This is a genomic window from Thalassotalea crassostreae (genome assembly GCF_001831495.1).
In the GTDB taxonomy this organism is placed as follows: domain Bacteria; phylum Pseudomonadota; class Gammaproteobacteria; order Enterobacterales; family Alteromonadaceae; genus Thalassotalea_A; species Thalassotalea_A crassostreae.
This window is the reverse complement of sequence record NZ_CP017689.1, coordinates 1,874,164-1,887,885: the sequence shown is the minus strand read 5'-3', so window position 1 is coordinate 1,887,885 and position 13,722 is coordinate 1,874,164. Positions and strand designations below refer to the sequence as shown.

Sequence of the window (13,722 nt, the reverse complement as noted above, 5' to 3'; positions counted from 1 at the left end):
CTTTAGTCTGTTTATCTATACTAACAAACAGATTAAATTAGCACCATAAAGTTGACGTGACCAATACCGAGTTACGTGTTTTAAATAGAGAGGAATCGACAATGAACAAATTAATCATCACTAAAGAAGCAGGTATCGCAACGGTTTTAATTAAAAATCCACCAGTAAATATTTTAACAATTGATCTGATCAACGAGTTAAACCAGTTCATTTTATCGTTAAAGGATGACAGAGAAACAAAAGCTGTGGTGTTTAAATCATTCCATCACGCGTTTTTTATTGCTCATCTTGATCTTAACGTTATAAATGGAACACAAGGTGGACAAGCGGCTTCTATAGAGTTTAATCACATGATAGCTAACATCAAAGCGATGAAGCAGCTTTCAATCGCTATTGTTGATGGTGTTGCTCGAGGCGGCGGTAATGAGTTTGTTATGGCCTGTGATTTAGCCTATGGCACAGAAAATTCAGCGTTTGCACAACCAGAGCTATTTATAAATATTCCAACTGGCGGCCAAGGTGCGGTGCAATTTGCTCGTCGTTTAGGCAAAGGTAAAGCTCTACAAGCATTATTAACTGGTGCCGATTTTACTCCGCAGCAAGCAGAGAGATTAAACATCATTACTCAGTACGTTGCTAAAAATGACATGGAACGTTTCTTAGAACAGCTACTATCAACGGTTACGGCATGGGAAGTACGCGATATTGTCATGTATAAAGAAATCATTGCCGCTTCTATAGTTGACGAAAATGTTGGCGCTGAATTAGAGTTGCGATACTTTTTAGACAGAGCTAAAGAAGAAAAAACTCAAATGATAATCGCAGCATTTTTAAAGCATGGCGGCCAAACTGAACGAGAAGCAAACGACATTCAGGGGATTTTTGTTGATACTGCAAACGAACTGTCTGTGTAGAAATTATATAGTACCAATTAATAATCTCTAGGCATTGCGTGACCTTTAGAATTTCAGTTTACATTCATCCATAAAACAAAAAAGGAAGCTTATGCTTCCTTTTTACTTTATCGATAGAGTTAGTGTTTAGTAGTTTTCTCAATAACTATTAACTTAAACGTCTTCTCCAACCTGCGACCATAAAGGCAAAGATACCAAGAAGTCCAAAGCTTGCGCCTTTACGTTCAACGTTTTCTTCAAGTTCTTCACCACAATCTTCAATCTCGCCTTCGGCAATGGGATCAAGATAAACAGCTCGTAATACGTTTTCGATTACTGGCTCACCATTTTCATCGTAAATTAGTTCACCTTTTGAATCACGTCTTGTTTCTGTGTACCATGCTGTACCAAGAATTTGATCGCTATCGTTTATGCTTCGTGCTTCGATAATGGTATAGGCTAACTGATCTTCACAACTTAATAAGTCATTAACATCGGCAAACACGTCCGTCTCAATATCATAAACAAAACCATGATGACGACGAGGGTTACTGTCAGTATTGTGCTCACCACGACCAACTATTTTACCATTATTATTAATATCAAATGGTTCACTGTTAGACGAGTTGAAAAAGTCATCAGGATAAATTGGCTCAAACGGTGTTTTATTCACATCAACGTAATAAAACTTTGAAGGGTATGGATAAATGGTACGACTATAAGCCAAACCAATCATGATGCCCTGATCACTAATCTTAACGGCTCTAGATTGGCTCCAATCGTCTCGGTCAGTAAAATCGTATACCTTACCATCGGCAAATATCGCCGCAAACAGGCCAACACGTTCATTTTCACTTGGCGTAGTTTCGTCTTCATCCCACCAAAAATGTGACATTCCGACTGCAATGCCTGAACTGTTGATACTAACTGCTTCACTTCTAAATACGCGTTCGTCATCTTTGTCTTGATTTACGATACCTGTACCAAGTACCTCAGTATCAATGACATTACCACTTGCATCTAAAGTCCACTTATAAGCCTGAGCATTATATAAATTAGCACGAAATATTGAAATACACGCTTCTAATGGCATATTACCAGGGTCGTCAGGATCACCATCTCCTGTTTGTTTATAACACTCTTCATCTTCGTCGGTGATTTCTTTCAAAATTTCTGGATTCATTTCGAAACTCGCTGAACCAACAGCGATACCGTTACTCAAATCATTTATCGCAGATAAGCCACCATAAGTTGCTTCGGGAGGCATGATACTAACAACAGGTGCTCCATTAATACTTACCCAAGCGCGTTGATTGAATTCACGTATCCAATGGACGTAAGTGTCGCCTTCGTCATCAACAAAAGGTTCCAAAGGCATTGCTGGTGCTGGCGATGAACCATAGATCCAACCATCATCGGTTATACCTTTAGGTAAATCTCTTACCGAACGGGTAAGTTGGTCAGTGCCAGGAATCACCTGGTCGTAAACGATAAATTCTTCAGTAGTTTGGCCATCAAACAGGTAAACTTGAGCATCACCAACTTGTTGATATTCAGTATTTCGCGTTGTTAACCAAAGTTTGGTCCACTCTAACGCGTTTGCGTCAGGTTGACCTGCGCGCAACATATCTTTTTGATCACCCTTTATCTCTTCTAAATAGAAGTAAGACTCGTCATAGCGCTCAGAAAAGTTAATGATATCGTCATAATTATCTTCATCTAAATCTAGATTTTCAAACTGAACAGGGAAGTTATAGGTGGTATTTCCAGACAAAACAACTTGGCCTAAGTTATTGTATTCAATACCATATATATGTTTAACTTTATCAATTAAACCTAAATCTTGTACGCTATATGTTGCTGCATTAGCACTTGGTGATAATAATGTTGCTGTAATGCTCAGTGCTAATGTTGTTTTTATCAAGCTTCTCATTTACTACTTTTCTCTTGAAGTTCTTCTAGTTCTTGCCAACGGTCATACGCTGTTTCTAAGTCATTTTCGGCTTTTTCTAAATTCGATAATACATTTTTAGTGTAGTCACTGTCTTTACTAAAAAATTCAGCACTATTTACTTCTTGTTGTAGTTCATCAATCTTATTTTCTAATTCTTCAACTAGAGCCGGTAATAATTCAAATTCACGCTTTTCCTTATACGACAATTTCGATTTATTATTCTGTGTTTTTTCTACAATTTTTTCTGGTGCTTTCGGTTTGACGTCAAATTGTTTCTTTTGTTCCGCTTTATACGCCAAATAATCTTCAACATCTGAATAGCCACCAACAATTTGTTCTATTTGACCACTTCCATTGAAATAAAGACAACTATTTACGCAATTATTTACAAAATCACGATCATGACTCACCAATAGTACCGTACCTGGGTAATTACCTACAACCATTTCTAACAATTCTAAGGTTTCTATATCCAAATCATTAGTAGGCTCATCGAGAATAAGTAGATTACTCGGTTTCAAAAATAATTTTGCTAGCAATAAACGGTTGCGTTCCCCACCACTTAGCGCTCTAACGGGAGTGCGCGCGCGTTTAGGGCTAAACAAAAAGTCTTGTAAATAACCTAACACGTGACGAGTTTTACCATTAACCGCCACTTCTTGCTTACCATCAGAAACCGCATCTTGAACAGTCATATCGACGTCAAGCTGCGCTCTATGCTGGTCAAAGTAAGCTACTTCTAAGTTAACGCCATGACGCATCTTGCCAGAAGTTTGTACTAATTGCTCAGTAATTAATTTTAATAATGTTGATTTACCAGTACCGTTAGCACCAATGAGTGCCAATCTATCGCCACGATTTATCAATAGATCTAGATCATCAATAATGGTTTTATCGTTAAACGACATATTTAAATTAAAACATTCGAACACTAATTTGCCGCTGCGCTCGCCCTGCGACAATACCATTTCGCCCTGCTTCTTAACGTCACGTCGTGCTTTACGTTCTAATCTTAATTTTTCTAATGAACGAACACGGCCTTCATTACGTGTACGACGCGCTTTAATGCCTTGACGGATCCATACTTCTTCTTCCGCTAAGCGTTTATCAAAAAGCTGATTCTGCTGCTCTTCAACTTGTAAATCATGCTCTTTTTGTTCGAGATATTTATCATAGTCGCCTGGGTAACTTGTTAGTTTGCCTCGGTCTAAATCTACAATACGCGTCGATAACGAACGTATAAACGCCCTATCATGGGAAATAAATACAATCGTTCCACTGTATTGTTTTAAAAATCCTTCTAGCCAAAGCACACTCTCAATATCCAAATGGTTAGTCGGCTCATCAAGAAGCAATACATCAGGATTGGTTACTAACGCCTGTGCTAACGCAATCTTACGGCGCCAACCACCTGACAGTTCGCCTATGTTTTGATCAGCGTCTAATGATAATTTACTTAAAACCTGTTCGATTCTCTGCTCGTCATCCCACGCATTATTTTGCTCTAACTGAGTTTGCACACGTGACATCTTTTCAAGGTTAGCTTCACTCGGATCTTCAGCAACAAGGTGAATGATTTCATGATACTGTCTGATCAATTCTCCATTTGCTTTCAAACCATCGGCTACGTAATTGAAAATGGTTTGATCGGAGGATTGCGGAGGATCTTGCGCAAGCATTGCCACTTGTACATCATTTGAGATCACAAGTTGGCCGTCATCTAAGTTTTGCATTCTCATCAATATTTTCATTAAAGATGATTTGCCGGCACCATTTCGGCCAACTAAACAAACCCGTTCACCGGTTTTAATTCTTAATTCTGTATTGTCTAATATTTTGCCTTCGCCAAAAGCGAGTTCAGCATTGGTGATTCTAATTAGTTCCACGAATAAACTCTTGTAGTTGTTGTAGATTAAATGGCCAATAAAGCGCTGTGTGACTTTCGATATGCTCCAGCACAGGAATACTTGTCGAATAAAGTTCTACTAGAGTATCGTCACTGACGATATCTACATTACGATAGTCATCTTTATTTAGAAGTTGTTGGCACAGAAGCTCGGCATCATCGCACAGATGACAACCTTCAGTACCGTAAAGATTATAAATTACATTTTCCATAATTACTTGCGAGTGATCACCCAGCTATTATGGATATGTTTATTGCGTTTAAAATCGAAATCTCGAGTGACTTCAGTTAAACACTCAGCGTTTAATCCTAATCGCTCCAGTGCTTCGAAATCCATTTTAAAACCACGTTTGTTGTTAGTAAAAACCAACTCGCCGTTATCCGCGACCGACTTCATTCCAATCGTTAACAAATCAATATGATCACGCTGCACATCAAACGTTTTATCCATGCGCTTAGAGTTAGAAAACGTCGGAGGGTCAATAAACACAACATCATATTGTGTACGATTTTCGTTTAACCACTGTAAACAATCTGCTTGTACAAACTCATACTTATGACCACGTAACTTATTAAGTTCAAAGTTATCTTGTGCCCAATCTAAGTATGTTTTAGACATATCGACGGTAGTTACTTTCTCTGCGCCTGCCAATGCAGCTTGCACTGATACAGAACCCGTATAAGCAAATAAATTCAACAACGATTTACCCGTAGATTTTTTAGCAACAATTCGGCGCGTTTTACGGTGATCTAAGAACAACCCGGTATCAAGGTAATCCCAAAGGTTAACTTTAAATAGTGCATCATACTCTTGAACAGTTAATGCTTTCTTAGATTTAGATAACGCTTGGTATTGATTCTTACCCTTTTGTTTAGAGCGAGTCTTTAAACTAACTTTATCTGTTTCTATATTTAGTATACGCGGCGCAAAATAAACAACTTCCTGCAAACGAGACGCGGCTTTAGTTTCGTCTATATCTTTAGGTGGCGCATATTCAAAAATAACAATATGGTCGCCATATACATCAACAGCAACGTTATATTCAGGAATATCTGCGTCATAAATTCGATAACAATTAACGTTATTTTGCTTTAACCACGACTTCATTGCTTTAACGTTCTTTTTAAGACGGTTAGCAAATGCAGAGTTTTCCTTACCGCTAAAGTCAGCTTGAGCTGGTGTTCGGTCAAGTTGCTGCTGATCGATATGATACAGCGCTAATTGACAATCGAGCGGTCCATTTTTAAATTTGTAGCGTTTGTACGCAGACAATTTCAGTAGCGCTAACATTTCAACGCTTGAAGTGATCAAGCCAACATTCCAATCTAAAAAGTGCTGTTTAAATGCTTTGCCTAATTCCGTAAATGTGGCGACCAATTCAGGCAATGTACCTAAACGTTCACCGTATGGCGGGTTAAATAAAATCTGTCCAGCCTTACCGAATTGATTGGTTAACTCTTCGGCACGTGCTTGTTTAAATTCAACTAAATGCCCTAAACCAGCGCTTTTAGCGTTTGCTTTAGCATTTTTAAGTACACGTCCATCGATATCAAAACCAAACACTTTAGCAGTACATTGCTCTAGGTTTTTGTCACTTATTTGTTTCTGTTCATTAAGAACTTGTTCGAATACACCTTGTTGATGATGCTTCCAACGTTCAAAGCCCCAATGCTGTCTATCAATACCAGGACTAATGCCTGCTGCCATCGACACAGCTTCAAGTAACAAAGTACCTGAACCACACATAGGATCGACTAATGGTTTACTGGTATCGTCTAACCAGCCACTTCTAACAACCAATGCTGCTGCCAAGTTTTCTTTAATCGGCGCAGCCCCTGTACCTTCACGGTAGCCACGTTGAAATAAAGCACGTCCTGAAAAATCGATATAAAACTTAACTTCGTTACGAAGTAAACGAGCTTGAATGCGAATATCCGGTTGGTATTTTTCAACAGAAGGTCTATCTAGGCCAGCATCTCTAAAACAATCAACGACGGCATCCTTAACGGTTAAACCGCCGAACTGAGAGTCGCGAATATGTTCATTCTTACCAACAAAATCTACGGCAAAAAAGTCTTCACTATTAAAATGCTCGGTCCAATCAATTTCTTTAGCCGCTTTATATAGAGCATCTTTATCTTTTACTGGTGAAGGTTCAGAAATACTGATCAGTACCCTACTCGCTAAACGAGACTTTATACAAATTAAGTACGCTGTTTTGAAATCTGCTGAAAAGTAAACGCCTTCAGGACGTTGCACGACATCGCTACCACCAATTTCGGTGATTTCATTCGCTAAAAGTTGTTCGATACCAAAAGACGTTAAGGCTAAAAATTGATTCATGGGCATTCTCAAAGAAATTATTGCTCGAGATTATAAACGACCTACAACCATTTGTCTTACATCAATGACTTACAGAGTTAAATAAATCAGCGAATTATTAAAAAAAATGTAAAATTTGAAGACAAATTGAGTACATAAAAAAACCAACTGTTTAATAATCATTCACATAATGAAATTAATTAAAGAAATATGATAATTGTACTTGCAATTATTAGGACCAATCCTTATAGTACGCATCGAATTCAGGCGCGGGATGGAGCAGCCTGGTAGCTCGTCGGGCTCATAACCCGAAGGTCGTCAGTTCAAATCTGGCTCCCGCAACCAATTCTCATTTTAAATGTCTAACATTTAAGGCGAAAATTAGCTGAATTCAAACATATTACAGGCGCGGGATGGAGCAGCCTGGTAGCTCGTCGGGCTCATAACCCGAAGGTCGTCAGTTCAAATCTGGCTCCCGCAACCAATTTCTGTAATATGACAATTAGTTTGAGAGAACCACGGACGCGGGATGGAGCAGCCTGGTAGCTCGTCGGGCTCATAACCCGAAGGTCGTCAGTTCAAATCTGGCTCCCGCAACCAATTTTCAACAAACTACGAAGAAAAAAGAAGCCCTTATGGGCTTTTTTCGTTTCTGGCGTTTGAGAAATCCCCTACCCCTTAATTCCTTTATAGTTCCGTAACCCGAAGGTCGTCAGTTCGCTCTTCACAACATAAGGGCTCCCGCAACCAATTCTCAACAAACTACGAAAAAAAAGACCGGAAGGTCTTTTTTCGTATCTGGCGTTTGAGAAATCCCCTAACCCTTAATTCCTTTATAGTTCCGTAACCCGAAGGTCATTTTATCTACTTTATCTTTTGCCGAAATTTAGTTGGTGACTCTCCCTGCCATCGTTTAAACGCTCGTGTAAAATGATTTGGATTAACATAACCCAATCGCTCAGCAATTTGGTTTATTGACAGTTGTTCTTCAGTTAGTAATCTTTTAGCCATACTAAAACGCATATCTTGAATTAATTGCCTATAAGTCATGTTATTTTGTGCAAGATTACGTTGCAACGTTCTTTTACTTAACCCAGTAATTATCGCCGCATCATTTATGGTTGGTATTATTCTTTTAAAGTGCGGCCACAACAAAACAGTAACACTATCGCAAAAATCCTCAATATCAACGGTAGATAATTTAGGAAGATTCTCATTGTTGTCGTACGGGTTTAACCGAAATAAGTCGGCCTGTTTGATAAACACTTTAACGCAAGGTTGCCCCCTAAACACTTGCGCCCCTTTAACATAATCGGCGCAGTCAATATCAGGATTTACGTCTTCATAGCAGATGATTGTTGGTCGCCAATCAGGAGTTGTAAATAAACGCACAAACTCGATAATAACAGCTATAACATATTGCTCCATGACGCGCTTACCTAACGGCACTCGTTCCGTCATTTGATGGCAAAACCACGCTCCTTCTGGAGTTTTTTCTATCCAATTTTCAGCTTCATTAACAATCGTATTAATTTTTGATACAAATACCTCTAATGCATCAAGTAAGGTTAAAGCTTGCTGCTTTGTTTCAGCAACAATATTGTCCAGATGCTGCAAACCACCAACTTCTATTATTTTAAAGCCCAAACCACTTACCTTATAGTCGCGTTCGATGTTTGCCATCAACTGTCTTAGCCCAACTCCTGATATAAGCAACTCTTCTTGTTGTAATACTTGCATTGGAATATGTGCCCGCTGCAATGTTTCACTAACAGGAATATTTAACTGTTTCATTACCGATACAATCGGATGAATTAATTTAGCTCTTACAAGATGTATCTTTGGCAAAGGTAAACCTTTCTATAAGTATTTGTAGATTATAATTAAGTGTAACCACTATTAACATTCTTGTTACAAAACGTAATGGCGCATAATGGTAGCTTGTTTTGAAATTTTTATCTTATTATATATCCATATTAAATCAATCTTTAACTTTCTAAGGATATACCATGAACATAAACAAAACTGTTTTAGCATCAACGCTAACTACTCTTTTATTTGCTTGCAGTGCAAACAGTGAAACAGTAAATAACGAACCATCGGCAATGGGGCCAGCACCAACGATTGAAATGCGTGATCGCCCTACTGATAAACAAGAATTTGACAGCTATGTGGAATACTTAATCGAAGTAGCGAATCCTCGTACAGAGCAACAACAAAAAGAAGACGATTACATTAAGGCACGTTATAAAGACACCATGGTTGTTGACAGCTTATGGGTGGGTGCGCCGAACTTCCCTGCAGGTTTTGGTACAGAAATGTACGAAGAAAGTACACAACATTCTATTGACAACAAATTTAATGTTATTTCTGCCACAGTTACAAATGCAGGTAAACCAGATACAACTGAAGTTGTCCGTGAGCGCATGATTGCAACAAACAAGCACTGGCAAGAAAACAGTGATAAGTACCTACAAGTAAAGTCAATTGAAGATTTTGATCGCGCAAAAGCTGAAGGTAAATTAGGTATTTTCCATAACTTCCAAGGTATGATGCCACTTAGCCAAGAAGGCGACGCTAAAGAAGCTGTGAAAAATTTAAATGAGTTTTACGACCTAGGTTTACGTCAATTAATGTACTCATACAACGTGGATACGCCTTATTCTGACGGCGGTGTATCAAACTCTGATGGAACTGACACTGGTGTTCAAGAGGCTGGTTTTGCTGTACTTAAAGAAGCGAACCGTTTAGGCATTGCCATTGATTGCTCTCACTCTTCAAATAAAACATGTATTGACGCAGCTATAGCAAGTACTAAACCAATTATGGCATCACACTCTAATCCCACAGCCATCCGAGGAATCGACCGTAGTATATCTGATGAAGCAATTAAAGCAATTGCTGCAGGTGGAGGTCTAATATGTATTAACTTTATCGGTGGTTTCCTAAATGAACAAGGAGACGCAACACCATTTAGTATTGCTAAACATGCTGAATATATCCGTAACTTAACAGGCCCAGAGCACGTTTGTGCAGGTTCAGACTATGTTTGGAACTACGGTGATACGTTACATTGGATCTTAAACAACCCGAAAGATTTTCCTATTGAAATGGGTTATGCAACACCATCTCACATGGGTAAACCGAGCGAAATGTGGGGAGCTGCTCGCGTTCTTGAAGAAGTATACGGTTGGACTAAAGAAGAAGTTTCAGGTTTCTTAGGTGAGAACTTAAAACGCTTTTATGGCCAAGTTTGGGCTAAGTAAGCGTAATCATAATTAAGGGCGAAGCCAGAGTCGCCCTTAATAATTATATTTTCCCTTTTGTTTTTATTTACCTAGATAGAACGACCCGCAATCTAGCCACTATTGGAGCTTGTCATGATTAGATTTATCTCAAAGTGTTTTGGTGTTTTTTTTATTTTTATTACCACGAATGTCGTTGCGGTAGAGCCGCAAAAAATCACATGGCAAGATCTCAACTCACATGTTGACGCTTCACCAATTAAAACTGTTTTTACTTCGTTAACTCGAGAACAGCTTAGCTTGTTACAGCGGGTTCAAGCGGTCGAATACGGGCAACAAAAAGGATATAAATTAAAACCTGAACACATAAAGTTTGGCCAAGATGCACGTAAAGCACTTATCAAACAAGGCCTCGATGTCGATTTTTTATTGGCCGAGCGCGTACGTTATATGAATGCTCATAAGTTAAAATTTGAATCAATTAATCCCTTGTTAGATCAAAAAACAGTAAAAATTGAAGGCTTTATGTTACCACTGGAATTTGAAGGCAAAAAAATTAAGGAGTTTCTAATTGTACCTTATGTCGGAGCTTGTATTCACGAACCAACACCTGCGGCTAACCAAATTATTTACGCTATTGCAAACCAAGCGGTTGATACACCAGTAATGGACCTCTTTAGTAAGATTAGTATCACCGGTTATATGAAAGCACAAAACTCTGCACCTACGCTAAGCTTGGTTGACGGTTCGAAGCCTATTCAGTCAAGTTACTTACTTAATGTGGGTGATATTGAATGGTTAGAAGCTGAGTAACTCTATAAATCAGAAAATAAGACTGATTATTTACGTTCTTGTATTCATATGACGGTGCTTACAATGAAAAAGAAGACCTTACGGGCTTTTTTCATTTTTGGCGTTTGAGAAATCCCCTAACCTTTTAATTAATCCAGGCTAAAGCTTCATTACGAAGGTTAAATATTTTTATGTTAAGTGCTGCAGAACTTGGAATATTGGCTGAAAAGTCTGCGCTTAAGTGAGCCATTTTATTGGGTGCCAAAATTGCAATTTTGTCAATATTCTCAATTTTTCCGAACGCAACCAAAGCCTCTAATTGTGTAGAGTACGAATTTGATTTATTTACTAATATTGAAAATGAGACATCGAACAATTCACAAAACAATTGTTTTATTTCGTCAATCATTTCAAGGTCGACATTAGCACCTTGATCTACTGCTATTTTTACAATCCTGTTACTTAAAACCGTAACTTGGGCGAATGATAATTTATGTATATCCATATTTGTTTAAATCCCTAACTTCATTCAACTATTTTCTTTAAACGATTATTTTGTATTGGGTTTACTCAAACTAACTATTTGAATACACCGATAAAATAGGAAACTTACTATTTCCGAATGATACAGTGATTGACTGTACCTCGTTTCCTTCAAAGTTTAATTTTAATAATGTTGGTACTTTGCGCTCACCATCTGCAAACAATGCCATTAATTGATTATCCTCTAATGTCCTGTTGCCAGACGATAAATTTCGCAGTGTAATGACCGCGAAACGCTCCCCTATTTCATTACTCATTAGCACGTAGTTTAGAACTTCAAAGTCACTTTTCTTTGGTTTAATACTTTCATCGTTTGGAAATGAAAGTTCAATATCATTATTTATAGCGCGATCTACATTTATGATGTCACTGTCTTTTGCTTGAATTGAACAAGAAAACATAACAAATATTAACGATACGAATTTATTGATGGTAACTACTCCAGTATTAGCTGTCTTATTCAAGTTAGATTAATCTCAGATACTTAAGACTTTATTAATAATTACATTAGGTTACGTTACAATCAATATCTAGGAAACCTTATGCTCTGACTTGTTTATTCCGAAAAGTTCTATTTTATTTTAGCCTGTAATTATTTGAATAACTAAAGTTGACCCTGCACATTAAATCTACGACACTTAATTAAATCAACTGGCAATAATATTCTACTTACATGCTGTTCATTAAAAACAATTCCAAGCAGTCCTATTTAATTAACAAACTAGCGAGCTTAGGTTTGTTATTTTCTATGTTAATTTGTATTTCCTCAAAGGCAGACGAGCGACGCATAGAAGATTTCGAAATATTATCGATGCAACAGCGGAGCGTCGTAATCGACAATATATTAGAAAAGCGCGTCAACAAGTTGATGCCTAAGTTAATGCGTCGAGAAAACATTGATATGTGGATATTAATTAGCCGTGAGTATAATGAAGATCCAATATTGAAAACCATGCTTCCTTCAACTTGGATGGGGGCACGAAGAAGAACCATCTTAATTTTTACTGATCTAGGCGACGAAGGCGTTAAAGCTCAGGCTATGTCGCGTTACGACGTTGGTAATGTGTTTACCAAAGCGTGGGACAAAGAATCAGAACCAAACCAAATGAAAGCATTGGTTAAGCTAATTAGTCAATATGATCCAAAAAGAATTGGGGTAAACCAATCTAAAGATTTTGAATTAGCTGATGGATTAGTCGCTACAGAGCGTGATTTATTGTTTTCATATTTACCAACAAAATATCGCGATCGAGTAGTTAGCAGTGAACCGTTAGCGGTAAGTTGGTTGGAAACCCGCATTGATGAAGAAGTCGAGATATATAAAGACTTGGTCGCTTTAACCAAAGCAGTCATCAAGCAAGGCTTCTCTAAAGATACAATAACGGTTCGTAAAACAACGGTTGGCGATTTAGTTTGGTGGTTTAGAGATACGGTTTCACAATTAGGCTTGCAAACCTGGTTTCAACCTTCAATAAGGTTGCAACGAAACCGTAAGACAATGGGTGTCAGTGAAGATCCAAAAATAGTAATCCTACCAGGCGATTTGCTACATGTTGATTTTGGCATTAATTATTTACGTTTAAATACTGATATCCAGCAACATGCTTATGTTCTAAACAATGGTCAAAACGACGCTCCTAAATTCCTACAAGATGCCCTAAAAAAGGGAAACCGATTACAAGATATACTCACCTCGCATTTTAAAAGAAATCGTAGCGGTAACGAGATATTGTCAAAATCAAGAGAGCAAGCATTACTTGAAGGTTTAAATCCAATGATTTACTCGCACCCTATTGGTTATCATGGCCATGCAGCAGGAACAACTATTGGTAAATGGGATTCGCAATTTGGTGTTCCGGGGGACGGTGACAGAATATTGCATGATAGCACCGCATATTCGATTGAATTAAACGTGACTGTTCCGGTTAAAGAATGGAATAAAGACATCATGATCATGCTTGAGGAAAATGCGCTCTATAAAAATACAGATCTAAACTATCTTGCGCCAAGACAAAAAGAACTGATACTGATTAATTATAGATAGTGGTAAATTTTGCTTGAAAGCT

11 protein-coding genes and 3 tRNA genes are annotated in these 13,722 nt (G+C 38.0%); 7 read left to right on the top strand and 7 right to left on the bottom strand.

All coding sequences use genetic code 11. From position 1 onward, the window contains the following. Nucleotides 1-101: 101 nt before the first annotated feature. The gene (locus LT090_RS08090; protein ID WP_068546411.1) at nucleotides 102-914 is read left to right on the top strand and encodes an enoyl-CoA hydratase/isomerase family protein; all 813 of its coding nucleotides are present in this window, start codon (nucleotides 102-104) and stop codon (nucleotides 912-914) included. Between the two features lie 148 nt (nucleotides 915-1,062). On the opposite strand, the gene LT090_RS08085 is transcribed toward LT090_RS08090, so the two are convergent. The 4 genes from LT090_RS08085 to rlmKL are packed head-to-tail and all read right to left on the bottom strand — an operon-like array spanning nucleotide 1,063 to nucleotide 7,097. Continuing rightward, a complete protein-coding gene (locus tag LT090_RS08085) occupies nucleotides 1,063-2,826 on the bottom strand; it encodes a DUF3466 family protein (RefSeq protein WP_068546412.1) in 1,764 nt (587 codons plus the stop codon). Then, nucleotides 2,823-4,733 carry an ATP-binding cassette ATPase Uup gene (gene uup, locus LT090_RS08080; RefSeq protein WP_068546413.1) on the bottom strand — a complete coding sequence of 637 codons (1,911 nt, stop codon included), beginning with the start codon at nucleotides 4,731-4,733 and terminating at the stop codon, nucleotides 2,823-2,825. The genes LT090_RS08085 and uup overlap by 4 nt, the downstream gene beginning before the upstream one ends. Then, a complete protein-coding gene (locus LT090_RS08075) occupies nucleotides 4,720-4,965 on the bottom strand; it encodes a glutaredoxin family protein (protein WP_068546414.1) in 246 nt (81 codons plus the stop codon). The genes uup and LT090_RS08075 overlap by 14 nt, the downstream gene beginning before the upstream one ends. A 2-nt stretch (nucleotides 4,966-4,967) precedes the next feature. Further along, on the bottom strand, nucleotides 4,968-7,097 hold the full coding sequence (gene rlmKL, locus LT090_RS08070) for a bifunctional 23S rRNA (guanine(2069)-N(7))-methyltransferase RlmK/23S rRNA (guanine(2445)-N(2))-methyltransferase RlmL (protein WP_068546415.1): 2,130 nt from the start codon (nucleotides 7,095-7,097) through the stop codon (nucleotides 4,968-4,970). 247 nt (nucleotides 7,098-7,344) lie between these two features. Here rlmKL and LT090_RS08065 point away from each other — a divergent pair. The 3 genes from LT090_RS08065 (at nucleotide 7,345) to LT090_RS08055 (ending at nucleotide 7,676) form a co-directional block, all read left to right on the top strand. Continuing rightward, nucleotides 7,345-7,421: transfer RNA gene (locus LT090_RS08065), tRNA-Met, on the top strand. A 62-nt stretch (nucleotides 7,422-7,483) separates the two neighbouring features. Then, nucleotides 7,484-7,560: transfer RNA gene (locus tag LT090_RS08060), tRNA-Met, on the top strand. A gap of 39 nt (nucleotides 7,561-7,599) precedes the next feature. After that, nucleotides 7,600-7,676 (top strand) — tRNA-Met (locus LT090_RS08055). 264 nt (nucleotides 7,677-7,940) lie between these two features. Here LT090_RS08055 and LT090_RS08050 read toward each other — a convergent pair. Further along, the gene (locus LT090_RS08050) at nucleotides 7,941-8,924 is read right to left on the bottom strand and encodes a helix-turn-helix domain-containing protein (protein ID WP_157726624.1); all 984 of its coding nucleotides are present in this window, start codon (nucleotides 8,922-8,924) and stop codon (nucleotides 7,941-7,943) included. A 161-nt stretch (nucleotides 8,925-9,085) separates the two neighbouring features. On the opposite strand from LT090_RS08050, the gene LT090_RS08045 reads away from it, so the two are divergent. Together LT090_RS08045 and LT090_RS08040 are read left to right on the top strand one after the other, a co-directional pair. Continuing rightward, the gene (locus LT090_RS08045) at nucleotides 9,086-10,342 is read left to right on the top strand and encodes a dipeptidase (RefSeq protein ID WP_068546417.1); all 1,257 of its coding nucleotides are present in this window, start codon (nucleotides 9,086-9,088) and stop codon (nucleotides 10,340-10,342) included. Nucleotides 10,343-10,456: 114 nt separating this feature from the next. Then, nucleotides 10,457-11,134: a DUF3299 domain-containing protein gene (locus tag LT090_RS08040; RefSeq protein WP_068546418.1), complete on the top strand. Its 678-nt coding sequence runs from the start codon at nucleotides 10,457-10,459 to the stop codon at nucleotides 11,132-11,134. Between the two features lie 124 nt (nucleotides 11,135-11,258). On the opposite strand, the gene LT090_RS08035 is transcribed toward LT090_RS08040, so the two are convergent. Then, nucleotides 11,259-11,618 carry a hypothetical protein gene (locus LT090_RS08035; protein ID WP_068546419.1) on the bottom strand — a complete coding sequence of 120 codons (360 nt, stop codon included), beginning with the start codon at nucleotides 11,616-11,618 and terminating at the stop codon, nucleotides 11,259-11,261. A gap of 70 nt (nucleotides 11,619-11,688) precedes the next feature. Further along, nucleotides 11,689-12,087 carry a hypothetical protein gene (locus LT090_RS08030; protein ID WP_415918829.1) on the bottom strand — a complete coding sequence of 133 codons (399 nt, stop codon included), beginning with the start codon at nucleotides 12,085-12,087 and terminating at the stop codon, nucleotides 11,689-11,691. Between the two features lie 317 nt (nucleotides 12,088-12,404). Between LT090_RS08030 and LT090_RS08025 the strand changes: the two genes are divergently transcribed. Next, a complete protein-coding gene (locus LT090_RS08025) occupies nucleotides 12,405-13,700 on the top strand; it encodes a M24 family metallopeptidase (RefSeq protein ID WP_082897166.1) in 1,296 nt (431 codons plus the stop codon). Nucleotides 13,701-13,722 lie beyond the last annotated feature (22 nt).

What these genes read in the sequence shown, in the direction of transcription:
- LT090_RS08090 (WP_068546411.1), top strand. Translation starts at nt 102, where the DNA reads ATGAACAAATTAATCATCACTAAAGAAGCAGGTATCGCAACGGTTTTA.
- LT090_RS08085 (WP_068546412.1), bottom strand. Translation starts at nt 2,826, where the DNA reads ATGAGAAGCTTGATAAAAACAACATTAGCACTGAGCATTACAGCAACA.
- LT090_RS08075 (WP_068546414.1), bottom strand. Translation starts at nt 4,965, where the DNA reads ATGGAAAATGTAATTTATAATCTTTACGGTACTGAAGGTTGTCATCTG.
- rlmKL (WP_068546415.1), bottom strand. Translation starts at nt 7,097, where the DNA reads ATGAATCAATTTTTAGCCTTAACGTCTTTTGGTATCGAACAACTTTTA.
- LT090_RS08045 (WP_068546417.1), top strand. Translation starts at nt 9,086, where the DNA reads ATGAACATAAACAAAACTGTTTTAGCATCAACGCTAACTACTCTTTTA.
- LT090_RS08040 (WP_068546418.1), top strand. Translation starts at nt 10,457, where the DNA reads ATGATTAGATTTATCTCAAAGTGTTTTGGTGTTTTTTTTATTTTTATT.
- LT090_RS08035 (WP_068546419.1), bottom strand. Translation starts at nt 11,618, where the DNA reads ATGGATATACATAAATTATCATTCGCCCAAGTTACGGTTTTAAGTAAC.
- LT090_RS08025 (WP_082897166.1), top strand. Translation starts at nt 12,405, where the DNA reads ATGTTAATTTGTATTTCCTCAAAGGCAGACGAGCGACGCATAGAAGAT.